This is a genomic window from Pseudomonas tohonis, from assembly GCF_012767755.2.
In the GTDB taxonomy this organism is placed as follows: Bacteria; Pseudomonadota; Gammaproteobacteria; order Pseudomonadales; family Pseudomonadaceae; genus Metapseudomonas; species Metapseudomonas tohonis.
The window spans coordinates 5,271,592-5,293,820 of the sequence record NZ_AP023189.1 but is presented as its reverse complement, the minus strand read 5'-3'; the positions used below and the strand labels follow the sequence as shown (position 1 = coordinate 5,293,820).

The window sequence follows — 22,229 nt, the reverse complement described above, 5'->3', positions numbered from 1 at the left end:
CATCGACTCCAAGAGGGGGGAGTGGGCCACTGTATGGGGGATTGGCAGATTATGCCAATGAGCCGTTGGGCCTCGCTGCGCTCGGCGCCAACCTACGGGAGCTGGAAAGCAAAAGGCCCGCATCTCGATGAGACTGCGGGCCTTTCTATGTCTGGAGCGGGCGAAGGGAATCGAACCCTCGTCATGAGCTTGGGAAGCTCAGGTAATGCCATTATACGACGCCCGCTTTCAAGGCCGCCTTTTTACCAGAAGCCTTGGCCGAAATGAAGCCCGGTCATGCACTTGATGCACGCCTCTTCTCGACGGCGGGTGGTGGAAGCCCCCGTTGCGGGGGCCTGCGCGGGGCGGTCAGACGGCCATTGCCTGGGCGGGCTGAGGCTGCAGGTGACGCGGTTGCTGGGTGCTGGCGGGGGCGTTGAGGAAGCCCAGCAGCACCTGCTGCGTCTGCAGCCAGCCGGCCTTGTGTTCCAGGTCGATGAAGTGCCCGGCATTGCGGATGGTTTCGAACTGGCAATCACGCACGTGCTCGGCGAACAGCCTGGCGTCCTTGGGGGATGTGTAGACGTCGTGCTCGCCGTTGATGAACAGCAGCGGGATGTCCACCGCCTTGAGGCAATCGACGTAGCAGTTGGCGTCCAGCGACAGCACCTGGCGGATATGGAAGTGCATCTGCCGGTATTCGTGCTCGTCGAGGCTGGCGACGTGCTTGTGATTGAAACGCTTGAACAGCGCCGGCAGGTAGCGGCCGATGGTGTCGTTGACCAGGGCGCCGACGTTCTCGCGATCCACGGCCTGCAGGTAGTTCATGCCGTTCTTCATGTAGTCGAGCATTGGCTCGTTGAGGATCGGCGAGAAGGAGTTGATCACCGCCTTCTTGATCCGCGCCGGGCTCTGGCCGAGGGCGAGCAGGGTGGCGACGCCGCCCCAGGAGAAGGACGAGAGGTAGTCCGCCTGGTAGTGCTCGATGAGTTCGAGGAGGATCTCCGCCTCGGTTTCCTTGGTGATCGGCCGGCTGTGGTCGTTGTGGGGCTTGGAGCGGCCGGCGTAGGGCTGGTCGTAGAGCACCACGTTGAACTGCGGTTGCAGGTACTTCACCGTTTGCGCGAACGAGGCTGTGGTGGCCAGCGAGCCGTTGACCAGAATGATCGTGCGGCTGGCTTGAGGGTTGCCGTAGAACTCCGTGTGTACCTTGTACTTCCTGTCGATCGTGACGACCTGGGTCTGTGCCCTCATGTCGTTTCCTCCTGGCGCAAGTGGGTCGTGCGGACGAGGCGAGGAGCTTCGTTCGCGGAGCATTCGGGCAGTCAGATAAACGCCTGGAGATGACAAGAGAATGTCAGGCGGTTTTTTTGGAATTATTTATTTTTCAATAACTTAGGTCGAAAAAGAGCGGGGCTGCCAGCGCCCTTTGCAGGGGCCGGAAGTGCACTTTGACCAGGCAGGAAACCCATGTCGGCGGGTGAGGCCGGGGTGTTGCGGATCGCTTGGAAGGCTGGAATGACTCATTGGTCACACTCTGACCTACGGTTTGGATTCAAGCAGACACCCATGACCCCCGCAAGCACGAATCGGCACTTTTTCCATGCAGCCCGTCGGGTCGTGAAGAAAAGGCTGCCGCTCTGTTACGCGCCCGGCCGCCTAAGGACCGTTTCCGATCACGTTCCGAGCCGTTGGCGCGGTGGGCGTTGCAGTTCGCTGGCGGCCGGCCGTCGGTGATCAGAAGAGGGCGATCTCTTCCGCCGTCAGGGCGCGGTACTGCCCGGGTTGCAGGGCCGGGTCGAGGGGCAGGGCGCCCATGCTCTCGCGGTGCAGGCGCAGCACCTTGTTCCGGAAGTGGCCGAACATGCGCTTGACCTGGTGGTAGCGGCCTTCGTGCAAGGTCAGCCGCGCTGCGCGGGGGGCGAGGATCTCCAGCTGCGCGGGGCGGGTGGTGAGGTCCTCGTAGGCGAAGTAGAGGCCCTGGGCGAAGGCGTCGATGCAGGCCGGGTCTATCTCCTGCTCGGTTTCCACGTAGTAGACCTTGGGCTGCTTGGTCTGCGGCAGGGTGAGGCGGCGTGACCAGAGGCCGTCGTTGGTGATCAGCAGCAGCCCGGTGGTGTTGAGGTCGAGGCGCCCGCCCAGGTGCAGCTCGTGCTTGTCGGGCTCCTCGAGCAGGTCGAGCACCGTGGGGTGTTCGGGGTGTTCGGTGGCACTGACCCAGCCGGCGGGCTTGTGCAGCATGAAGTAGCGCGCCGGCTTGCCGGGCTGCACTTCGCGTTCGTCGAGGGTGACGCGGTCGAACACCCGCACTTCGAGGCTGCCGTCGGTGGCCACGACGCCGTTGACCCGCACGCGCCCGGTGGCCAGTTGCAGGCGCGCGGCCTGGCGGTTGAGGTCGGGAAGGTTGCCGAGCAGGCGGTCGAGGCGCATCAGCTCGGCTCTTCGGGCGTCAACAGGCCGGCGCAGCGGGGGCAGAGGCAGGCCTTGCCCTGGGCGTCCAGCGGGATGCGGCGCAGCGCTTCGGGGTCGATCGGGGTGTGCAAGCACCAGCAGGGCTGGCCGCTGGCGGATGCTTCGGCGCAGTCGTTGGCCAGGCCGCAGAGCGGGCAGCGCGAAGGGTCGGGGGCCTGATTCATGCCGGTAGCGGGAGCTGTGGGAAAGGTCGCTAGGGTGCAGCGCGTCGGCGGCCGATGCAAGCTGCCGGGGACGGACGTGGACCGATAAGCGGCGCCACCGGGCCCGAAGCCCATTGCAGAGCCGTGCGGCTGGAAGGAACGGGGCGCTTGGCGGAGGAAATCGCCGTCGCTTGTGAATGGCCTAGCAGCGAATTAGTAGCGCAACGAGTAGAATTTTCGGCATTGTGCGCATCGTCGTCAGTGTTATCTGATGAACGCGTAAGAAAATCCAGTTGTCTACGGATTATCGTCACCCACTCAGCGGAATAGAGACGCACGTGTCCACTCAAATCAATACGGTCAACAAGGCCAAGGCCTGGTCCGCTCACGGCGTGACCGCCACCGGCGTGGTACTGGCCCTGATGGCCATCCTCGCTCTGTTCGACAACCAGCCCCGCGACTGCCTGCTCTGGCTCGGCGCCGCCCTGCTGGTGGACGGCCTGGACGGCAGCTTCGCGCGCAAGGTCCAGACCAGCACCATGCTGCCGAACTTCGATGGCTCCACCCTCGACCTGGTCATCGACTACCTGACCTACGTATTCATCCCCGCGCTCTTCATCTACCGCTACGTGCCGCTGCCTGACTACACCGTGCTGCCCACCGTGAGCCTGATCCTGGTGTCGTCGCTGTTCTGCTTCTGCAACCTGAACATGAAGAGCAGCGACAACTACTTCGTCGGCTTCCCGGCCGCCTGGAACGTGGTGGCGCTGTACCTGTACCTGATCGACCTGCCGCCGGTGGCGAGCTTCGCGATCATCTGCGTGCTGGCCGCGCTGACGCTGACCAAGCTGAAATTCCTGCACCCCTTCCGCGTGCGCAAGCTGATGCCGCTGAACATCACCGTGACCTTCGTGTGGATGCTCAGCAGCATGTTCCTGATCATCCAGTACCCCGACCTGAAATCCATGATGGTCGCCCTATGGGGCCTGTCCTCGGCCTACTTCGTCGGCGTCTGCCTGTGGCGCAGCCTGATGGACTGGAGCGGCAAGCTGCGGGCCTGATCCGCGACCGCTGCACAAGAGCCCGTCCTCGCGACGGGCTTTTTTGTGGGCGCGACGAGCCGGGCTCGCATGGTCGGCAAGGTGACTTGCCTATATCCTTCACGCCTTGTTTCCCACCCGCAGGACCCTTTCCAGATGAAAACGCAGCTGATCGAACTCATCACCAAAATCAGCTCGGGCTGCATGTCGGATGAGGAAATCGACAAGATCGCCGACGAAGCCGCCCAGGCCTATGCCGATCCCGAGGCCTTCCTCGCCGCCAACCCGGACATCAACTACGACGACAGCTTCACCATCCCCCTGGGCGAATGGGTGGTGGTCGGCAGCCTGCCGGAGACCGTGCTCTTCCACGCCGACGACTACCCGGACCTGCTGGCGCAGATCATCGCCTCCTTCGGTCCCGAGGTGAGCTTCAACATCCAGCCCAAGCAGCTGAAGAAGGTCGACCCGCTGCGTGCCATACACCGCATCCAGGTCCAGCTCAGCGCGCTCTACCCGGAAAAGGGCGGCTACGTGCTGGTGGGCTTCAGCGACCCGATGGAAGACGACATCCTCCAGGCCGTGCTGGTCTACAAGCAGGACGTGGCCCGCGTGCTGGAGCTGGCTGACGAGCTGCAGATCGACGCCGTGGAAGTCTACGAATCCATGAAGGGCGCGCAGGACGACGAATGAGTCCCGCCTGCTCTTTCGTGGGGGCGAGTTCATTCGCGATCGGGCTCGGTGCCTGGGTTTTCGCGGTTGAAACCGCTCCCACAGCGGCACCGGGCCTCCGCGAATCCCACCGTGCATTTGTTTAGTGCCTGATGAACCAAAGATAGAAAAAACTGGATTTTAAGCACCCATCGTGGCGTGCGAGGCTCGTGCCATTCCATATCCAGGCCTCTTTCAATGGGTTTTCCCCCGTCGCTGATCGCACCCTCCGAGCCCCTCGCCGCACCGGCGGGGCGCGGTATTCGGTGCGAGCGTCGGTGGCCGGGCCAGCCCAGCGTCTCCCTTCCCCTCGAACTGGCCTTCTGGGCCCTCTGGCACTGCCGCCACGCGCGCCCGCCGGACGCTGCTCCCTTCTGATTCCGGACCGGCCACCCTCCTGGCCGCCGTCCGTCACGCGACGACCCGCTCCCGAACGCACGCCTGCACAGTGTTTGCATGGCCTTGCCCGGGATCATCACGTGCGCCCGATGCGGCGCTGAAGAGAGCCAGATGAAATTCGCCACAGAGCAGGAAGCCCGAGACTTTCTCGACCAGAACCCCGATATCGACGCCTTCGAGCTGTTCATCCTCGACGCCAATGGCGTGCCACGGGGCAAGCTGCTGCACCGTGACGAGCTGCTCGCCGTGTACCAGAGCGGCCGGCCGCTGCCGAGCACCATTCTCGGCCTCACCCTCAATGGCGACGATGTGGAGAACTCCGGCCTGGTCTGGGACGTGGGCGACATCGACTGCCGCGCCTACCCGCTGGCCGGCAGCCTGGTGCGCATGCCCTGGCGTCGCATGCCCACCGCCGCCGTACAGGTCAGCATGCACCCGAGCGAAGGCATGCCCGCCGCCATCGCCGACCCGCGCCACGTGCTGATCGAGGTGATCGAGCGCCTCAAGGCCGACGGCTTCCACCCCGTGATGGCCTGTGAGCTGGAGTTCTACCTGCTGGACCAGAAGCCCGATGCCCAGGGCCGCCCGCAACCGGCGCTGGACGGCGACGGTCGTCGCCCGCGCACCACCCAGGTCTACGGCCTGCGCGAGCTGGAACAGATCGAGCCCTTCCTCGCCGACCTCTATGCCGCCTGCAAGGCCCAGGGCATTCCCGCCCGCACCGCCATTTCCGAATACGCGCCCGGCCAGGTGGAGATCACCCTGGAACACGGCGACGCGCTGGAGGCCATGGACCAGGCCGTGCGCTACAAGCGCCTGGTCAAGGGCGTGGCCAATGCCCATGGCATGCAGGCCTGTTTCATGGCCAAGCCCTTCGATCACCTGGCCGGCACCGGCATGCACATGCATGTCAGCCTGGCCGACACCGAGGGCCGCAACCTGTTCGCCAGCGAAGACCCGGCCGGCACCCCGCAGCTGCGCCTGGCCGTGGGCGGCATGCTCGCCTCGCTGCTCGATTCGCTGCTGCTGTTCTGCCCCAACGCCAACTCCTACCGCCGCTTCCAGGCCAACAGCTACGCGCCGCTGGCGCCGACCTGGGGTGTGGACAACCGCACCGTCAGCCTGCGCGTGCCCGGTGGCCCGGCCTACACCCGCCACATCGAACACCGCATCTGCGGGGCCGACGCCAACCCCTACCTCGCGGCGGCCGCCATCCTCGCCGCCATCCATCGCGGCATCCGCGACGAGATCGACCCGGGCGAACCGATCGAGGGCAACGGTTATGCACAGGCCAAGGAGCTGCTGCCGACCGACTGGCTGACCGCGCTGCAGGCCCTGGAGAACTCCGGCTGGGCCCGCGAGGCCCTGGGCGCGGAGTTCCTCGGCGTCTACCTCGCGGTGAAGCGCGCCGAGTACCGCCAGTTCATGGCCGAGGTCGGCGAGCAGGACTGGCGCTGGTACCTGAACCAGGCCTGATCCCGCGGCAGCGCCCGGCCCGTCGTCCCTGCGAGTGCAGGGACCCGGTAAACAGATTCGTACGGAGAGGGCCCCCGAGGGCCTCGCAGGAAACCAAGATGAACGTCGCACTGAAGACCACGCCCAGCGCCGAGCGCTGCGCCTCCTACTACACCGCCACCCTCAATGCCGAAACCGACTACCCCACCCTGCAGGGCACGGTGGAGGCCGACGTGGTGATCATCGGCGGCGGCTTCACCGGTGTCGCCACCGCCGTCGAGCTGGCCGAGCGCGGCCTCAAGGTCGCCCTGGTGGAAGCGAAGAAGATCGGCTGGGGCGCCACCGGCCGCAATGGCGGCCAGGTCACCGGCAGCCTCTCGGGCGACGGCGCCATGCGCAAGCAGATGCGCAAGCGCCTGGGGGCGGAGGTGGACGACTTCATCTGGCACCTGCGCTGGCGCGGCCACGCGATCATCAAGAGCCGGGTGGAGAAGTACGGCATCGCCTGCGACCTCAAGCACGGCCACCTGCATGCGGCGATGAAGCCCGCCCATATCGACGAGCTGCGCGAATCCTTCGAGGAGGCCCAGCGCCGGGGCATGGGCGACGACGTGACCCTGCTCGACGCCGCCGGCGTGCGCCAGCACCTGGAGAGCGACCTGTACTTGGGCGCGCTGAAGAACACCCGCAACATGCACCTGCACCCGCTCAACCTGTGCATCGGCGAGGCCCGCGCGGCCGAGAGCCTGGGGGCGATGATCTTCGAGCACTCCGAGGTGCTGGAGATCATCCACGGCGAGCGCCCGGCGGTGGTCACCGCCCAGGGCCGCATCAACGCCCGCCAGGTGCTGCTGGCCGGCGACGTCTATCACAAGCTGGAACCGAAGAAGCTCAAGGGCATGATCTTCCCGGCCATGGGCGGCATCGTCACCACCCGCCCGCTGGGCGAGCTGGCGGAGCGCATCAACCCCCAGGACCTGGCCGTCTACGACTGCCGCTTCGTGCTCGACTACTACCGCCTCACCGCCGACAAGCGGCTGCTGCTGGGGGGTGGCGCCAACTACTCCGGGCGTGACTCGCGGGACATCGCCGGCGAGCTGCGCCCGGCCATCGAACGCACCTTCCCCGCGCTCAAGGGCATCGAGATCGACTACCAGTGGAGCTGCGCCATGGGCATCGTCATCAACCGCATCCCGCAGCTGGGCAAGCTCTCGCCCAACGTCTGGTACTGCCAGGGCTACTCCGGCCACGGCATCGCCACCACCCACATCATGGGCGAGATCATGGCCCAGGCCATGACCGGCAGCCTCGGCCACTACGACACCTTCGCCGACTGCTCGCACATCAAGGTCCCCATGGGCGACGTGTTCGGCAACCCGATGCTCGCCGTGGGCATGTGGTACTACCAGATGCTGGAAAAACTCCGCTAAAGCCCCGTAGCCCGGGCTTCAGCCCGGGAGCCCGTGCCGCCCGCATGGGATTCGCCGAGCTCATCCCATCCTGCGGGGACTCTGCGTGCTCCCTGTGGGAGCGGTTTCAACCGCCAAGTTTGGTGGCGCCTGGCTTGGCCGCGAATGAATTCGCTCCCACTGGGCACGATGGTCTGTAGCCGGGTTGGGTGGACGTCGCTTTTACGTCCACCATCCGTGTTGCGGTTGGCCCCGACGGTGGACCGATGAAGCGCGGTCCACCCTACGCCCGGCAAGGGCCGCCGACGCTGTTTGTGGGAGCGGTTTGAACCGTGAAGTTTGGTGGCGCCTGGCTTGATCGCGAATGAATTCGCTCCCACAGGGCACGGTAACTGTAGGGGCCAATTCATTCGCCAAGGAGCGCGCAGCGCTCCCTTCGCCCCTGCGATCTACCCCCGCTGCGCCTTGAGGAACAGCGAGAACAGCTCCGACTGCGACTTGATCCCGAGCTTGGCGTAGATGTGCTTGCGGTGGACCTTCACCGTCTCCGCCGAGATGGCCAGCTTGCGCGCCACTTCCTTGCTGGAGCAGCCGCTGAGCATCAGCCGGGCGACCTCCAGTTCGCGGGCGGTGAGGGCGCTTTCCACCTGCTGGCCCACCTGTTCCAGCTGCACCGCCCAGTTCGGCGCCGGTTGCGGGGTGCTGGCCAGGCGTTCGGCCTCGAAGGCCAGGCGCTGGCGCATCAGACCCACCACCCAGGGTTCCACCAGGCTCAGCAGCGCGATCTGCTCGGGGGTGAAGGCCTGGCGCGAGCCGAGGGACAGGCACAGGGTGCGCCCGCCCTCCAGCGGTACGTTGAACTGCAACTCGTCGGTCACCACGTTGAGGCGGTGGTAGCGCTGGTAGTAGTCGGTCTGCCCGAAGCATTCCGGCGCCACGTCTGCCAGGCGCAGCAGGCCGCCACGGTTGCTTTCGCGGCTGTGGATGTAGAAGGGGTCCAGCAGGTAGAGGCCGTCCAGGTAGTCCTGGAACAGCAGGTCCGGCTCGCCGTCCTCGCCCGGGCATTCGGCGAACACCTGGGGCCGGCCTTCGCTGAACAGCAGCGCCACCCAACTGTCATGGGGCACGTACTGGCCGAGGGTGCGCACTAGCGCCACCCAGAAACCCGGGGCGTCCAGCGACTCGATCAGTTGCCCCACCGAGCGGTGCCAGGCGATGTCCTGCAGGCTCAACGTCATGCTTCTACCCCTGATGGGTTACCACGCGGGCGTGATTTCACCGAAGGCGCCGGCGGTTTCATACTGCGCGAACACCGGGACCGACGCAGCGCGCATTCTGACCGGTTTGCGCCAGCAGGTCTCGTACAACGACAAGAAACAGGAGTCCCCATGAAGGTCGAACTCGTCCAGCTCACCGGTCGTGACGGCGATACCGCCCACAACCTCGCCGCTGCCCTGGAAGCCATCGCCGCCTGCGCCGCCGACACCGACCTGGTGGTGTTCCCGGAGACCCACCTGATGGGCTTCCCCACCGCCGAGAACATCGCCACCGTCGCCGAACCGCTGGATGGCCCCACCGTCCAGGCCGTGCAGCGCGCCGCCCGCGAGCGCGACGTCGCCGTGGCCATCGGCATCGCCGAGAACGATGCCGACACCTACTACAACACCACGCTGCTGATCACCCCCGAAGGCATCGCCCTGACGTACCGCAAGACCCACCTGTGGGCCTCCGACCGCGGCATCTTCACCCCCGGCGACCGCTACGCCACCTGCCTGTACAAGGGCGTGCGCGTGGGCCTGCTGATCTGCTTCGACATCGAATTCCCCGAGAGCGCGCGCGCCCTCGGCCAGCTCGGCGCCGAGCTGATCATCGTCACCAACGGCAACATGGACCCCTACGGCCCCACCCACCGCACCGCCATCATGGGCCGCGCCATGGAGAACCAGGCCTTCGCCGTGATGGTGAACCGCGTGGGCGAGGGCGATGGCGACCTGGTGTTCGCCGGCGGTAGCGCCGTGGTCGACCCCTTCGGCCGCCTGCTGCTGGAGGCCGGACGCGAGGAGTGCCGGCAGATCATCGAGCTGGACCTCGGCCAGATCGCCGCCGCCCGCAGCGACTACCGCTACCTGGATGACCGCCGCATGGTGCTGCCGGGCGAGATGCGCGAGCACGCCGACGGCCGCCGCGAGCTGCTGATCCCCTGATCCCGATTCGACGGGCGCCCCGAGGCGCCCGCGTAGCCGCGTCCCCAGGGACGCGGTCGCTCCACCTTCGCCGACTTCGGCTCTGCCATAACAATCAACAATTCGGAGTAGCAGTAATGGCTCGTCTTCAGCGCACCTTGTCGCTGGGGTCCGTGGTGCTGTTCGGCATCGCGTACATGACCCCGATCATCGTCCTCGGCACCTTCGGCATCCTCGCCGACGTCACCCAGGGCCTGGTGCCCGCCGCCTACGTGGCCGCGTCCCTGGCCATGCTGTTCACCGCGCTGAGCTACGCGCGGATGGCCGCCGCCTTCCCGGTGGCCGGCTCGGCCTACACCTATGTGCGCAAATCCATCAGCCCCAAGCTGGGCTTCCTCGCCGGCTGGGCGGTGCTGCTGGACTACCTGTTCCTGCCCATGGCCATCTGGCTGATCGGCGCGGCCTACCTGCACTCGGCCTTCCCCGATGTGCCCCAGGCGCTCTGGGTGCTGGCCTTCATCGGCGTCACCACGGCCATCAACGTGGCCGGGCTGAAGCTGGCCAAGACCGTCAACGGTGCGCTGATGCTGGTGCAGTTCCTGGTACTGCTGGCCTTCGTCGCGCTCTGCGTGCACTACGTGCTGGGCGATGCGAGCAAGCCGCTGTGGTCCCTGGCGCCCTTCGTCGGCGAGGGCCTGAACCTGCCGCTGGTGATGAGCGGCGCGGCCATCGCCTGCTACTCCTTCCTCGGCTTCGATGCGGTGAGCACCCTCACCGAAGAGACCCGTGACCCGCGCCGGACCATTCCCAGGGCGATCCTGCTGATCACTCTGGTCGGCGGCCTGATCTTCATCGCCACGTCCTACTTCGTGCAGCTGGCGCACCCCTCCATCGAGTTCCAGAGCGCGGATTCGGCGGCCTACGAGATCGCCCGCAACATCGGCGGCGATATGTTCGTCTCGGTGTTCCTCATCGGCCTGATCGTCGGCCAGTTCACCTCGGGCCTCTCCGCCCAGGCCAGCGCCTCGCGCCTGCTGTTCGCCATGGGCCGCGACGGCGTGCTGCCGCAATCCCTGTTCGGCCGCCTGAGCGAGCGCTTCGGCACCCCGGTGGGCAGCATCGTACTGTGCGGCGTGGTGGCCCTGCTGGCGCTGGAGATGGACGTGACCACCTCCACCTCCTTCATCAACTTCGGCGCCTTCCTGGCCTTCAGCCTGGTGAACCTCTCGGTGATCTTCCACTACTGGCTGCGCAGCGATCAGCGCGGCCCGCGCGAGGCGCTGCTGTTCGTGGTCTGCCCGCTGATCGGCATGGTCTCCACCCTGTGGCTGATGATCAGCCTCGATCACCTGGCGATCATCCTCGGCCTGTCCTGGCTGGCCCTGGGCGTGATCTACCTCGCCTGGCTCACCGGCGGCTTCCGTCGCCAGCCGCCGGAGCTGCACTTCGAAGAGGCCTGACGGCCGCGTCGGGGAGGGCGGGCACCTGCTCGCCCGTCCCGTGGAATGGACGCCCGATCCAAGGCGGCAAAGGACGGTTTCCTGGCATAAAGTGGGCGCTCTTTTTCCCACGGTTCCGGAGCCGGCCATGGATGCCCCGCTGTTCGATTCGCTACCCGATGACGAGACCCTCTACCAGGCGCTGCTGGAGCGCGACCCGGCCTATGAGGGCTTCGCCTTCGTCGGGGTCAAGAGCACCGGGGTGTTCTGCCGCCTGACCTGCGCCGCGCGCAAGCCCAAGCGGGAGAACTCGGTGTTCTTCGGCAGCATCAAGGCCTGTGTCGAGGCGGGCTTCCGGCCCTGCCTGCGCTGCCGTCCGCTGGACCAGGTCGGCGCCCAGGAGCCGCTGGTCAAGGAACTCATCGCTCTGCTGGAGCAGGACCAGGAGCGGCGCTGGCTGGAAGGCGACCTCGTCGCCCTCGGCCACGACCCGTCCACGGTGCGCCGTGCCTTCAAACGCCACTTCGGCGTGACCTTCCTGGAGATGGCTCGCCTGCGCCGCATCGGCCAGGGCCTGGCGCAGCTGTCCGCCGGTGCACGGGTGGTGGACGCCCAGGTGACCGCCAGCTTCGATTCCGACAGTGGTTTCCGCAGCGCTTTCACCCGCCTGCTGGGCGAGCCGCCGTCGCAACTGCGCGGGCGCGAGCTGCTCAAGGCCGACTGGCTGGAAACGCCCCTGGGCGTGATGCTGGCGGTGGCGGACGCGCATTCCCTGCACCTGCTGGAGTTCTTCGACCGACCGGCCTTGGCCAACGAATTGAAGAACCTGCAGAAACTCACCGGCACCCGTATCGGCTTCGGCCGCTTCGCCCCCATCGACCAGATCGAGGCGGAGCTTTCGCGCTACTTCGCCGGCGAACCGGTGGTCTTCGCCACACCTTTGGCGATGGGCGCCTCGGCCTTCACCCGCAGCGTGTGGCAGGCCCTGCGCGAGATTCCCTTCGGCGTCACCTGCAGCTACGCCGACCTGGCCCGCGCCATCGGCTCGCCCTCGTCGGTACGCGCCGTCGCCCGCGCCAACGGCACCAACCAGATCGCTATCGTCATTCCCTGCCACCGCATCATCGGCTCCGACGGTTCCCTCACCGGCTACGGCGGCGGGCTGTGGCGCAAGCGCTGGCTGATCGAGCACGAGCGGCGCATGGGCAGGGAGTCGTTGTAGGAGCGAATTCGTTCGCGATGGGGTTCTCAGCGGTCCGGATACCTGTCGGCAGTCCTGCGGCCTGCTTTCGCGAATGAATTCGCTCCCACGGGTCGGCACATGCTTCCTCGTAGGAGCGAGCTCTGCTCGCGAAGCCCTTGGCAGTGCTGCGCGCCGCTGGGCGAATGAATTCGCCCCTACAGGGGACGTGCCAGGTGAAACCCGCGTGGCGTGCACGCGGGTTTGGGTGGGGGAGGGTCAGGCCGGGTTGGTCTGGCCGATGGTGCTGCGGGGCTCGGCCTGGGCATCCGGTTCGCCATTGTCCCGCTCGGCGGTGGACAGCTCGCTGGCGCGGTGCCCGGTGATGCGCAGCAGGGCCAGGGTGCAGACCAGGGACACCACCGCATAGAGCGCCGAGGCGATGGCCACGCCGACGATGCTGCCGGTGGAGTTGAGGATCCACTGGGCCAGCAGCGGGGTGCCGCCGCCCACCAGCAGGGAGCACAGCTGGTAGGCCAGCGACAGGCCGGAGTAGCGCACCCGGGTGGGGAAGGCGCGGGCCAGGATGCCGCCGATGGCGCCGTAGAACATGGCGTGGGGGATGGTCGCCAGGCACATGCCGACGGCGGCGATCCAGTACACGTTGGTCTCCACGGTGAAGAACATCGCCGGCATCAGGATGAACTCCGGCAGCACCATGATCGCCACCGCCTTGCGCATGTCGATGCGGGTGGTCAGCAGCGCGCCGAGTGGCTGGCTGATGAACTGCACCACCAGCGCGATGACGATGATGCTGAGGAAGGTGCTCTGGCTGTAGCCCAGGGTCTTGGTGGCCCAGGACAGGGCGAAGGTGCTCTTGAAGTAGGTGACGTGGATCACCGGCAGCGTCCCCGCGCCCAGCAGCACTACCAGCCAGTGCTTGCGCAGCACTTCGAGGATCGGCAGCTTGGCGGTCTTCTTCTCGCGCATCAGCCGCTGCATGTCCGCCGACTCCTCCAGGGTCAGGCGGATCACCATGCCGACGATCACCAGCGCCGCCGAAAGCAGGAAGGGAATGCGCCAGCCCCATTGCAGGAAGTCCGGCATGGGCAGGCTGCTCAGGGCGAAGAAGGCCAGGGTCGCCAGCAGGTTGCCGGTGGGCGAGCCCTGCTGGGCGAAGGCGGCGTAGAGGATGCCCTTGCCCTTGGGCGCGCTCTCGCTGGCGATGAGGATGGCACCACCCCATTCGCCGCCGACGGCGATGCCCTGGATCACCCGCAGGCACACCAGCGTCACCGGCGCCCAGATGCCGATCTGTGCATAGGTGGGCAGCAGGCCGATGCCGGTGGTGGCCAGGCCCATCATCACCAGGGTGATCACCAGGGTGGTCTTGCGGCCGATGCGGTCGCCCAGGTGGCCGAAGATGATGCCGCCCAGGGGCCGGGCGATGAAGCCTGACCAGAGCGTGGCGAAGGACAGCAGGGTGGCGACGCCCGGGTCCATGTCGGCGGGGAAGAACACCTTGCCGAACACCAGCGCGGCGGCCAGGCCGTAGATGTAGAAGTCGTACCACTCGATGGTGGTGCCGATGAAGGAAGCGATGCCCGCCTTGCGGGCCTTGCGATGCTGTTCCCGTTCGTCCGGGTGCAGGGCGTGGTTCATGGACTCCACCTCTCTTGTTGTTTTTATCTGGCGAACCAGCGACCACCCCGCCGACAGAGGCAAGGGGCGTGACGGGGCGGGCTGGCGCGTGGCTTGAGACTCGAGTCGAGCCGGAGTCTAGGAGCGCGGGCGGCAAATCAATAGTCGTTTGTTCTTATGGCGCGATAACGGAATCCGTATCGTCGCCCGCCAGTTGCCGTTGCAGGCGTGCGAGGAAGGCGTGTGCCGCCTCGGGGGCGTTCTCCTCGCCGAGCAGGACATGGATTTCCGACAGTGCGCCTTCCTGCTCCAGGGGGACGCCGACGACGCCCGGCCAGGCGCGGCACAGGGACGCCGGCAACAGCGCGACGCCCATGCCCTGCGCCACCATGGCGACTATGGTCTGCCACAGCCGGGCTTCATGGCGGATCTGCGGGCTGAAGCCGGCCCCGACGCAGCAGGCGATGATCAGGTCGTGGTAGTGCGGCGCCGCCGGGCGCGGGAAGAGGATGAACGGATCCTCGCGCAGCTCGGCCAGGTCGATGCGCTCGGCACCCGCCAGGGGGTGCCCGGGCGGCAGGCAGCAGAGGAAGGGTTCGGCCAGCAGTGCCTCGGAGCGCAGCCCTGCCGCCAGGGGGCCGCGATGGATGAAGCCGATGTCGATCTGCCCGCGCTGCAGCGCCAGGGCCTGCTCGGCGCTGTTCATCTCCTGCAGCACCACCTCCATGCCCGGGTGCTCCGCCTCGAAGCCGCGCACCGCCGCCGGCAGGCCGCGATAGAGCATCGAGCTGACGAACCCCACGCGCAGCCGGCCCAGCGCCCCCTGGGCCGAGCGCAACGTCAGGCGCCGTGCCTGCTCGGCCTGTTGCAGCAGGCTGCGGGCCTCCTCCAGCAGCACCTGGCCGGGGGCGGTGAGCTTCACCGATTTGTTGGTGCGCGCCAGCAGTTGCACGCCCAACTGTTCCTCCAGCTTCTTGATGTCGAAGGAGAGCGCCGGCTGAGAGATGAACAGGCGCGCGGCGGCACGGCCGAAGTGCAGTTCCTCGGCGACGGCGATGAAGTAGCGAAGCTGCTTGAGGTCCATCCGGTGCTCCCTTCAACGATATTATTTTCTTATCGTATGGGCTTTTTATTCTATTGGATACTTATCGTAGGGCTTCCTAGTCTCGGCGCACGACACGAAGGAGTGACGCCATGAACGCCCTGATCGAACGCCCCGTCATCGACGAACTGAACATCCCCGACAGCAGCGGGATGAACCTGTTCGACGTCGACCCCGAGCTCGCCCGCCTGCTGTCCCTCTACCTGCCGCCGGCGGTGCTGGCGCCCTGGCTGCCGCGCCTGCAGGCGCTTGGCGCACGCGCCGGCGGCGAGCTGGACGCGCTGGCGCTCTCGGCGGACAAGAACCCGCCGGTGCTGGCCAGCCGCACCCGGCGCGGTGAGGACCACCAGCGCATCCTCAAGCACCCCGACTACGTGGCCCTGGAGCGGGTGGCCTACGCCGAGCTGGGCCTGGCCTCCATGAGCCATGTGGCCGACGGCCCGCCGCCGCTGGTCAAGTACGCGCTGACCTACCTGTTCGTGCAGGCCGAGTTCGGCCTCTGCTGCCCGGTGAGCATGACCGACTCCCTCACCCGCACCCTGCGCAAGTACGGCGCCCCGGAGCTGGTGGAGCGCTACCTGCCGAGCCTCACCTCGCGGGACTTCGACAGCCTCTACCAGGGCGCCATGTTCATGACCGAGCAGGCCGCCGGCTCCGACGTGGCGCGCACCCGCACCGTGGCGCGGCAGAAGGACGGGACCTGGACCCTGCACGGTGACAAGTGGTTCTGCTCCAACCCCGACGCCGACCTCGCCATGGTGCTCGCCCGGCCCGAGGACGCCCCCGAGGGCATGGCCGGGGTCAGCCTGTTCCTGTTGCCCAAGCACCGGCCCGATGGCAGCCGCAACGCGTACCGCATCGTGCGCCTGAAGGACAAGCTCGGCACCCGCTCCATGGCCAGCGGCGAGATCACCCTGGAAGGCGCCACCGCCTACCTGATCGGCGAGGTGGGGCGCGGCTTCCAGCAGATGGCCGACATGGTCAACATGTCGCGCCTGTCCAACGGCGTGCGGGCCGCCGGGCTGATGCGCCGGGGGCTCAACGAGGCGCTGTTCGTCGCCCGCCAGCGCCAGGCCTTCGGCAAGCGCCTGGTGGACATGCCGCTGATGCAGCGCCAACTGCTCAAGCTGATGCTGCCCGCCGAGCAGGCGCGTTCCCTGTTCATGCAGATCGCCACCCTGCTGCCCCGTGCCGATGCCGGTGACCGCGAGGCGCAGCAGTGCGTGCGCATCCTCACCCCGCTGATCAAGTTCCGCGCCTGCCGCGATGCCCGCCGTGCCACCGGCGACGCCATGGAGGTGCGCGGCGGCGTCGGCTACATCGAGGAATGGAGCGACGCACGCCTGGTGCGCGACGCCCACCTGGGTTCGATCTGGGAGGGCACCAGCAACATCGTGGCGCTGGACATCGCCCGCGCCGTGACCCGCGAAGGCGCTCTGGAGCCGCTGCAGCGCCACCTGCTGAACCTGCTGGGCGAGGCGGCCTTGCCCAAGCCCGTCGACGGCCTGCTGCGGGACTGCCTGGCCCGCACCGTGGCCGCCATGACGCAGGTCGCCGAGGAGCGTCGTCACCAGCAGGTGCGCCAGGCCGGCAGCGCCCTCTACCACGTCGCCAGCGCCGTATTCATGGCCTGGGAAGCCTCGCGCCTGGCCCCCGACCACCGCCGCCTGGCCCTGGCCCTGCTGGTATTGCGCCACCGTGTGCTGCCCCGCGACCCGCTGGCGCTGGAGGCCGAGGAAGCGAGCGATGCGCTGCTGCCGCGCCTGCTGGAAGAAGGGCCGCTGGACCTGGACGACGCCCTGGCCCTGCTGCCCCACTGACATCCGCTCGAAGAGACCGAAAACAATGACGACGAGCATTCCCCAGGGCGCCTTGCACGGCATCCGCGTTCTCGACCTCAGCCGTGTCCTGGGCGGCCCCTACTGCTCCCAGGCCCTGGCCGACCATGGCGCCGAGGTGATCAAGCTGGAACCCCCGGCTGGTGACGAGACCCGGGGCTGGGGCCCGCCCTTCGAGGGCGACACCGCCTCGTACTTCCGTGGCATCAACCGCAACAAGAAGGGGCTGGTGGTGGACCTCGCCCAGCCCGAGGGCCGCCAGCTGCTGCTGCGCCTGCTGGAGGGCGCCGACGTGCTGCTGGAGAACTTCAAGCCCGGCACCCTGGAGCGTTGGGGCCTGGGCTACGAAGCGGTGCTGGCCGAGCGCTTCCCCCGGCTGATCCACTGCGCGGTCTCCGGCTTCGGCGCCGGCGGGCCGCTCGGCGGGCTGCCCGGCTACGACGCGGCGATCCAGGCCATGGCCGGGCTGATGAGCGTGAACGGCGAGGCCGACGGCGGGCCTCTGCGGGTCGGCCTGCCGGTGGTGGACATGGTCACCGGGCTCAACGCCCTGGCCGGCATCCTCCTCGCGCTGCACGAGCGGCAGCGCAGCGGGCGCGGGCAGTCCGTGGACATCACCCTCTACGACTGCGGCCTGTCGCTCCTGCACCCGCACCTGCCCAACTACTTCGGCTCGGGCCGGGTGACCTCGCGCAGCGGCAACGCCCACCCCAACATCGCCCCCTACGACAGCTACCGCACCGGCGGCGAGCCGATCTTCCTCGCCGTGGGCAACGACCGGCAGTTCGCCCGGCTCTGCGAGCACCTGGGCGCCGAGGCCCTGCTGGACGACCCGCGCTTCGCCGACAACGGCAGCCGCTCGGTGCACCGCCAGGCGCTGAAGGCGGCACTCGAAGGCCATCTCGCCAGCCACGACGGCCCGCCCCTGGCCGAGGCGCTGATCCGCCTGGGCGTGCCTTGCGGCGCGGTGGCCACGGTGGACCAGGCGATCGCCCATCCGCACACCCGCCACCGGGAAATGCTGGTGGCGCTGGGTGATTACCGCGGTATCGCCTCGCCGGTGAAGCTCTCGCGCACCCCGGCGCAGTACCGCAGCCCGCCACCGGGTCTGGGCCAGCACAGCCGCGAGCTGCTCGAGGGCCTCGGCCTGGACGCCGGTCAGGTCGACGACCTGATCCAACGCGGAATCGTGCGCGGCTGACGCACCTCCCGCTTCCCCGCAGACAGAACACAACGGAGATCGTCATGACGGTCCATGAAGAACGCTTTTGCCCGGAGCCGCCGCTGCGGCTCGAACACCCCGGCGCCGGCATCGTCCTGCTCACCCTCGATCGACCGGCGCTGCGCAATGCCCTGGACCTGGAGTTGCGTCGCACCCTGGCCGAGACGGTGCAGGGGCTGGACGAGGACCCGTCGGTGCGGGTCATCGTCATCAGCGGCGGCCCCACGGTGTTCGCCGCCGGAGCGGACCTCGGCGAACTGGTGGAAGCCGGCCCGCTGCAGGTCCAGCAACGGCGCGTGGAGCACTACTGGCAGGCCCTGGCGCAATGCCGCAAGCCGATCATCGCGGCGGTCAACGGCCTGGCCCTGGGTGGCGGCTGCGAGCTGGCCCTCCATGCCGACCTGATCGTCGCCGGCGCCACGGCGCGCTTTGGCCAGCCCGAGGTGCGCCTGGGCATCATGCCCGGCGCCGGCGGCACCCAGCGCCTGGTGCGCGCGGTGGGCAAGTACCAGGCCCTGCGCCTGCTGCTGACCGGCTGCCTGGTGGGGGCCGAGGAAGCCCTGGCGATGGGCCTGGCCAGCGAGGTGGCGGAGGAGGACGCACTGCCCCGCGCGCTGGCGCTGGCCGGGGAGATCGCCCGCCTGCCGGCGCTGGCCGTGGCGCAGATCAAGGCGGTGGTCCGTGATGGCGCCGACCTGCCCCTGGAAAGCGCGTTGCTGCTCGAGCGCCAGGCGTTCCAGTTGCTGTTCGACAGCCATGACCAGAAGGAGGGCATGCGCGCCTTTCTCGAGAAGCGCGAGCCGGAGTACCAAGGCCGATGAACGGGTTCGAGATCACCCGGCTCGGTGTGGTCGGCTGCGGCGCCATGGGCCAGGGCATCGCCCAGCTGGCGGCCAGCGCGGGCTTGCAGGTGCGCCTGCATGACGCACGTCCTGGCGCGTCGGCACAGGCCCGGGAACGCATCGTCGCCGCGCTGGAGAAACAGCGGGACAAGGGCCGGGTCAGTGATACCCGCCTGGAGCAGGCCAGGGCCGCACTGCGGCCGGTGGAAACGCTGCAGGACCTGGTCGGGTGCCAGTTGGTGGTCGAGGCGATAGTCGAGGACCTGCCCGCCAAGCAGGCGCTGTTCCGCCAGTTGGAGGTGCTGCTGGAGGGCGAGGCGATTCTCGCCAGCAACACCTCGTCGCTGTCGATCACCGCCATCGCCTCGGCCTGCGACAACCCCGGGCGGGTCGCCGGGCTGCACTTCTTCAACCCCGTGCCGCGCATGCGCCTGGTGGAGGTCATCCCCGGCCTGGCGACCCGTGGGACCGTCGTCGAACGCCTGCTGGCGCTGGTGCGGCAGCTGGGACACGAGCCGGTGCGGGCGCGGGACTCGCCGGGCTTCCTGGTCAACCACGCGGGCCGGGCCTATGGCACCGAAGCGTTGCGCATCCTCGCCGAGGGCGTGACCGGGCCCGCCGAGGTGGACGCCTTGTTGCGCGATGGCGCGGGCTTCCCCATGGGGCCTTTCGAGCTGATGGACCTGGTGGGGCTGGATGTCGGCGTGCCGGTGATGGAATCCATCTACCGGCAGTTCTACGAGGAGCCGCGCTACCGCCCGCACCCGCTGCTGCGCCAGCGCCTGGCCGCCGGCTATCTGGGACGCAAGAGCGGGCACGGTTTCCATCGCTATCCGGCGGTTGCCGAGCCGGTTCCGCAACCGTGTGCCATCGGCCCGCGGATGCCGGTGTGGCTGGGGCTGGACGAGGGCTTCGACGCCGCGATATTGCGCCCCTGGCTGAGCGGACTGGGCGCGGAGCTGGAGGAGGGCGCGCGGCCTTCCGCCGAAGCGCTCTGCCTGCTCGCGCCCCTGGGCCTGGATGCCACCGAGGCGGTGCTGCACTTCGAGCTCGACCCCACGCGCGTGGTGGCCTTCGACGCCCTGGCGGAACTGGCCTCGCACCGCTGCCTGATGCCCACGCCCGCCACCCGGGCGGACTGCCTTGGAGCCGCGCGGGCATTGTTCACGGCCGATGGCGCCAGGGTCACGGTGATCCGCGACAGCGCGGGCTTCGTGGTCCAGCGCACCCTGGCCGGCATCGTCAACCTGGCCTGCGACATCGCCCAGCAAGGCATCGCCGCACCCACCGATATCGACCTGGCCGTGCGCCTGGGCCTCGGTTATCCACAGGGCCCGCTGGCCTGGGGCGATCACCTGGGGCCAGCGCGGGTGCTGTCGATCCTCCAGCGCCTGCATGCCCTCAGCGGTGATCCGCGCTACCGCCCCAGCCCCTGGCTGCGCCGTCGCGCGCGGCTGGGCCTGTCCCTCCTGCATGCCGATCCATCTTTCCAGGGAGAACGCTGATGCTCGATGCCTATATCCATGGCGGCCTGCGCACGCCCTTCGGCCGCCACAGCGGTGCCCTGGTCCAGGTCCGCCCGGATGACCTGGCCGGCGGCCTGCTGTTGCCGGTGATGACTGCTTCGCGCGCGCCTGGCGCTGACCGCCTGCCGCACCCTGCAACGCAAGAACCTGCGCTACGCCGTGGTCAGCCTCTGTGTGGGGCTGGGCCAGGGCGTGGCCGTGGTCCTGGAGCGCACCTGAGCGCTTCGTGATGGAGGGCGCGCCAGCCGGCGCGCCCGAGCCTTGGAGAGCACCATGCATAACAACAAGAAACACCCCGCTGCACTTATTGCCCTGCTGCTGGGCGGCGCGGCCCCCTGGGCCCTGGCCGCCGATGGTTTCATCGAGGGCTCCAGCGCCACCCTGCAGATGCGCAACTTCTACATGAACCGCGATTTCCGTGAGGGCGCGGGCGACTCGCTGCACGAGGAATGGGCCCAGGGCTTCCTCCTCGACTACCGCTCCGGCTACACCACAGGCACCGTCGGTTTCGGCCTCGACGCCATGGGGCGCCTGGGGCTGAAGCTGGATTCCGGCAAGGGCCGCGCCGGCACCGGGTTGCTGGCGGTGCAGGACGATGGCCGCGCCGCCGACGACTACGGCCGGATCGACGGCACCCTCAAGGCGCGGGTGTCGCGCAGCGAGCTGAAGCTCGGCGCGCTGGTGCCCAGGCTGCCCACCCTGCAGCCGAACAATGGCCGGCTGTTCCCGCAGACCTTCCATGGCGGCCTCGTAGAATCCCGCGAATGGGAGGGCCTGGGCTTCACCCTGGCGCGGCTGGACGAGGTGAGCCAGCGCAACGAGGGCGGGCGCAGCGACCTGGCCCTGTACAACCGCAACAAGCGTTTCACCGCCGGGCCCCGTGCCGGGCATCTGGATCTGGCCGGCGTCGATTGGGAGGCGCGCCCCGGCTGGGTGCTGAGCTATCACCACGCCGAACTGGAGGACATCTACCGCCAGGACTTCTTCGGCCTCAAGGGCCGCGTGCCCCTGGGCGAGGACCGCCTGGAGCTGGACCTGCGCCTGTTCGACAGCCGCGATGCCGGCACCGGCTGGCGCCGCGAGATCGACAACCGCTCCATCGGTGGCCTGATCACCTACCGTCGCCACGATGGCCATGCACTGGGCCTGGGTCTGCAGCGCATGAGTGGTCGTACCGCCTTCCCCTATGTGCAGGGGGCCGACGCCTACCTGGTGAACTTCGGCCAGTACTACGACTTCGCCGAGCGTGGCGAGCGCTCCTGGCAACTGCGCTACGACTACGATTTCGCTGCCCTTGGCGTGCCGGGCCTGTCGCTGATGACCCGCTATTTCAAGGCCCGGGATGGTGAACTGGGTGACGGTCGCTCGGTGGACGGATGGGAGCGCGACACCGACATCAAGTATGTGGTGCAGAGCGGCCCGCTCAAGGACCTGGGGCTGACCTGGCGCAACGCCGTCTACCGCACCAGCGTGGGCCGGGGCGTGGACGAGAACCGGGTGATCCTGAGCTACAGCCTGGCGTTGTTCTGAGCGGCTGTTGCCTCCCGGGCTGAAGCCCGGGCAAGGTGCAGGCCGGGGATGTCGTGGGAGCGAATTCATTCGCGAAAGCAGGCCGGAGGATTGCCTGTCGGTTCTTGGCGCTGGAGAG

General features: G+C 68.0%; 19 protein-coding genes, 1 tRNA gene and 1 pseudogene. 14 read left to right on the top strand and 7 right to left on the bottom strand.

Features of this window, described 5'->3' with window-relative positions:
- Positions 1-152: 152 nt before the first annotated feature.
- From HSX14_RS24295 to HSX14_RS24280, 4 genes are all read right to left on the bottom strand, one after another.
- Positions 153-226, bottom strand: a tRNA-Gly gene (locus HSX14_RS24295).
- A 122-nt stretch (positions 227-348) separates the two neighbouring features.
- Positions 349-1,233, bottom strand: a complete 885-nt coding sequence (locus HSX14_RS24290; RefSeq protein ID WP_173173068.1) for an alpha/beta fold hydrolase — start codon at positions 1,231-1,233, stop codon at positions 349-351.
- Between the two features lie 483 nt (positions 1,234-1,716).
- A complete protein-coding gene (locus HSX14_RS24285; RefSeq protein ID WP_173173070.1) occupies positions 1,717-2,409 on the bottom strand; it encodes a pseudouridine synthase in 693 nt (230 codons plus the stop codon).
- A complete protein-coding gene (locus HSX14_RS24280) occupies positions 2,409-2,615 on the bottom strand; it encodes a cysteine-rich CWC family protein (RefSeq protein WP_173173072.1) in 207 nt (68 codons plus the stop codon). The genes HSX14_RS24285 and HSX14_RS24280 overlap by 1 nt, the downstream gene beginning before the upstream one ends.
- Before the next feature lie 317 nt (positions 2,616-2,932).
- On the opposite strand from HSX14_RS24280, the gene pcsA reads away from it, so the two are divergent.
- The 4 genes from pcsA to HSX14_RS24260 all read left to right on the top strand — a co-directional run bounded on the left by pcsA (position 2,933) and on the right by HSX14_RS24260 (position 7,629).
- Positions 2,933-3,655, top strand: a complete 723-nt coding sequence (pcsA, locus tag HSX14_RS24275) for a phosphatidylcholine synthase (RefSeq protein ID WP_021216986.1) — start codon at positions 2,933-2,935, stop codon at positions 3,653-3,655.
- Positions 3,656-3,790: 135 nt separating this feature from the next.
- Complete coding sequence (locus HSX14_RS24270) at positions 3,791-4,327, top strand: hypothetical protein (protein WP_173173074.1); 537 nt, start codon at positions 3,791-3,793, stop codon at positions 4,325-4,327.
- Positions 4,328-4,855: 528 nt separating this feature from the next.
- Positions 4,856-6,220 (top strand): glutamine synthetase family protein, encoded by a 1,365-nt coding sequence (locus tag HSX14_RS24265; RefSeq protein ID WP_173173076.1) that lies wholly within the window; start codon positions 4,856-4,858, stop codon positions 6,218-6,220.
- 98 nt (positions 6,221-6,318) lie between these two features.
- Positions 6,319-7,629, top strand: a complete 1,311-nt coding sequence (locus tag HSX14_RS24260; protein ID WP_173173078.1) for an NAD(P)/FAD-dependent oxidoreductase — start codon at positions 6,319-6,321, stop codon at positions 7,627-7,629.
- A gap of 428 nt (positions 7,630-8,057) precedes the next feature.
- On the opposite strand, the gene HSX14_RS24255 is transcribed toward HSX14_RS24260, so the two are convergent.
- Entirely contained in the window at positions 8,058-8,846 is a 789-nt protein-coding gene (locus HSX14_RS24255) for a helix-turn-helix transcriptional regulator (RefSeq protein WP_173173080.1), read from the bottom strand.
- 150 nt (positions 8,847-8,996) lie between these two features.
- Between HSX14_RS24255 and HSX14_RS24250 the strand changes: the two genes are divergently transcribed.
- The 3 genes from HSX14_RS24250 to HSX14_RS24240 all read left to right on the top strand — a co-directional run bounded on the left by HSX14_RS24250 (position 8,997) and on the right by HSX14_RS24240 (position 12,452).
- Positions 8,997-9,812 (top strand): carbon-nitrogen hydrolase family protein, encoded by an 816-nt coding sequence (locus tag HSX14_RS24250; RefSeq protein ID WP_173173082.1) that lies wholly within the window; start codon positions 8,997-8,999, stop codon positions 9,810-9,812.
- 116 nt (positions 9,813-9,928) lie between these two features.
- Positions 9,929-11,251 carry an APC family permease gene (locus HSX14_RS24245; protein WP_173173084.1) on the top strand — a complete coding sequence of 441 codons (1,323 nt, stop codon included), beginning with the start codon at positions 9,929-9,931 and terminating at the stop codon, positions 11,249-11,251.
- Positions 11,252-11,378: 127 nt separating this feature from the next.
- Positions 11,379-12,452, top strand: coding sequence for a bifunctional transcriptional activator/DNA repair enzyme AdaA (locus tag HSX14_RS24240; protein ID WP_173173086.1), 1,074 nt, complete (start codon positions 11,379-11,381; stop codon positions 12,450-12,452).
- 237 nt (positions 12,453-12,689) lie between these two features.
- Here the strand turns inward: HSX14_RS24240 and HSX14_RS24235 are convergent, their stop codons facing one another.
- Both HSX14_RS24235 and HSX14_RS24230 read right to left on the bottom strand, forming a co-directional pair.
- Positions 12,690-14,072: an MFS transporter gene (locus tag HSX14_RS24235; protein WP_173173088.1), complete on the bottom strand. Its 1,383-nt coding sequence runs from the start codon at positions 14,070-14,072 to the stop codon at positions 12,690-12,692.
- 154 nt (positions 14,073-14,226) lie between these two features.
- The gene (locus tag HSX14_RS24230) at positions 14,227-15,135 is read right to left on the bottom strand and encodes a LysR substrate-binding domain-containing protein (RefSeq protein ID WP_173173090.1); all 909 of its coding nucleotides are present in this window, start codon (positions 15,133-15,135) and stop codon (positions 14,227-14,229) included.
- 110 nt (positions 15,136-15,245) lie between these two features.
- Between HSX14_RS24230 and HSX14_RS24225 the strand changes: the two genes are divergently transcribed.
- From HSX14_RS24225 to HSX14_RS24200, 7 genes and pseudogenes are all read left to right on the top strand, one after another.
- Complete coding sequence (locus HSX14_RS24225; RefSeq protein WP_173173092.1) at positions 15,246-16,973, top strand: acyl-CoA dehydrogenase family protein; 1,728 nt, start codon at positions 15,246-15,248, stop codon at positions 16,971-16,973.
- 25 nt (positions 16,974-16,998) lie between these two features.
- Positions 16,999-18,192 (top strand): CaiB/BaiF CoA transferase family protein, encoded by a 1,194-nt coding sequence (locus tag HSX14_RS24220; protein ID WP_173173094.1) that lies wholly within the window; start codon positions 16,999-17,001, stop codon positions 18,190-18,192.
- A gap of 44 nt (positions 18,193-18,236) precedes the next feature.
- Positions 18,237-19,034 (top strand): enoyl-CoA hydratase-related protein, encoded by a 798-nt coding sequence (locus tag HSX14_RS24215; protein WP_173173096.1) that lies wholly within the window; start codon positions 18,237-18,239, stop codon positions 19,032-19,034.
- Positions 19,031-20,560: a 3-hydroxyacyl-CoA dehydrogenase gene (locus HSX14_RS24210; protein WP_173173098.1), complete on the top strand. Its 1,530-nt coding sequence runs from the start codon at positions 19,031-19,033 to the stop codon at positions 20,558-20,560. The genes HSX14_RS24215 and HSX14_RS24210 overlap by 4 nt, the downstream gene beginning before the upstream one ends.
- A pseudogene (locus HSX14_RS31295) lies at positions 20,560-20,661 on the top strand (hypothetical protein); the annotation flags it as partial. The gene HSX14_RS24210 and the pseudogene HSX14_RS31295, both read left to right, overlap by 1 nt.
- Positions 20,662-20,674: 13 nt before the next feature.
- Entirely contained in the window at positions 20,675-20,800 is a 126-nt protein-coding gene (locus tag HSX14_RS31725) for a hypothetical protein (protein WP_228723646.1), read from the top strand.
- A 54-nt stretch (positions 20,801-20,854) separates the two neighbouring features.
- The gene (locus HSX14_RS24200) at positions 20,855-22,111 is read left to right on the top strand and encodes an OprD family porin (RefSeq protein ID WP_173173100.1); all 1,257 of its coding nucleotides are present in this window, start codon (positions 20,855-20,857) and stop codon (positions 22,109-22,111) included.
- Positions 22,112-22,229: the final 118 nt, after the last annotated feature.

What these genes read in the sequence shown, in the direction of transcription:
- HSX14_RS24210 (WP_173173098.1), top strand. Translation starts at nt 19,031, where the DNA reads ATGAACGGGTTCGAGATCACCCGGCTCGGTGTGGTCGGCTGCGGCGCC.
- HSX14_RS24220 (WP_173173094.1), top strand. Translation starts at nt 16,999, where the DNA reads ATGACGACGAGCATTCCCCAGGGCGCCTTGCACGGCATCCGCGTTCTC.
- HSX14_RS24285 (WP_173173070.1), bottom strand. Translation starts at nt 2,409, where the DNA reads ATGCGCCTCGACCGCCTGCTCGGCAACCTTCCCGACCTCAACCGCCAG.
- HSX14_RS24225 (WP_173173092.1), top strand. Translation starts at nt 15,246, where the DNA reads ATGAACGCCCTGATCGAACGCCCCGTCATCGACGAACTGAACATCCCC.
- HSX14_RS24250 (WP_173173082.1), top strand. Translation starts at nt 8,997, where the DNA reads ATGAAGGTCGAACTCGTCCAGCTCACCGGTCGTGACGGCGATACCGCC.
- HSX14_RS24290 (WP_173173068.1), bottom strand. Translation starts at nt 1,233, where the DNA reads ATGAGGGCACAGACCCAGGTCGTCACGATCGACAGGAAGTACAAGGTA.
- HSX14_RS24280 (WP_173173072.1), bottom strand. Translation starts at nt 2,615, where the DNA reads ATGAATCAGGCCCCCGACCCTTCGCGCTGCCCGCTCTGCGGCCTGGCC.
- HSX14_RS24230 (WP_173173090.1), bottom strand. Translation starts at nt 15,135, where the DNA reads ATGGACCTCAAGCAGCTTCGCTACTTCATCGCCGTCGCCGAGGAACTG.
- HSX14_RS24265 (WP_173173076.1), top strand. Translation starts at nt 4,856, where the DNA reads ATGAAATTCGCCACAGAGCAGGAAGCCCGAGACTTTCTCGACCAGAAC.
- HSX14_RS24245 (WP_173173084.1), top strand. Translation starts at nt 9,929, where the DNA reads ATGGCTCGTCTTCAGCGCACCTTGTCGCTGGGGTCCGTGGTGCTGTTC.
- HSX14_RS24200 (WP_173173100.1), top strand. Translation starts at nt 20,855, where the DNA reads ATGCATAACAACAAGAAACACCCCGCTGCACTTATTGCCCTGCTGCTG.
- HSX14_RS24255 (WP_173173080.1), bottom strand. Translation starts at nt 8,846, where the DNA reads ATGACGTTGAGCCTGCAGGACATCGCCTGGCACCGCTCGGTGGGGCAA.
- HSX14_RS24270 (WP_173173074.1), top strand. Translation starts at nt 3,791, where the DNA reads ATGAAAACGCAGCTGATCGAACTCATCACCAAAATCAGCTCGGGCTGC.
- HSX14_RS24240 (WP_173173086.1), top strand. Translation starts at nt 11,379, where the DNA reads ATGGATGCCCCGCTGTTCGATTCGCTACCCGATGACGAGACCCTCTAC.
- HSX14_RS24235 (WP_173173088.1), bottom strand. Translation starts at nt 14,072, where the DNA reads ATGAACCACGCCCTGCACCCGGACGAACGGGAACAGCATCGCAAGGCC.
- HSX14_RS24260 (WP_173173078.1), top strand. Translation starts at nt 6,319, where the DNA reads ATGAACGTCGCACTGAAGACCACGCCCAGCGCCGAGCGCTGCGCCTCC.
- HSX14_RS24215 (WP_173173096.1), top strand. Translation starts at nt 18,237, where the DNA reads ATGACGGTCCATGAAGAACGCTTTTGCCCGGAGCCGCCGCTGCGGCTC.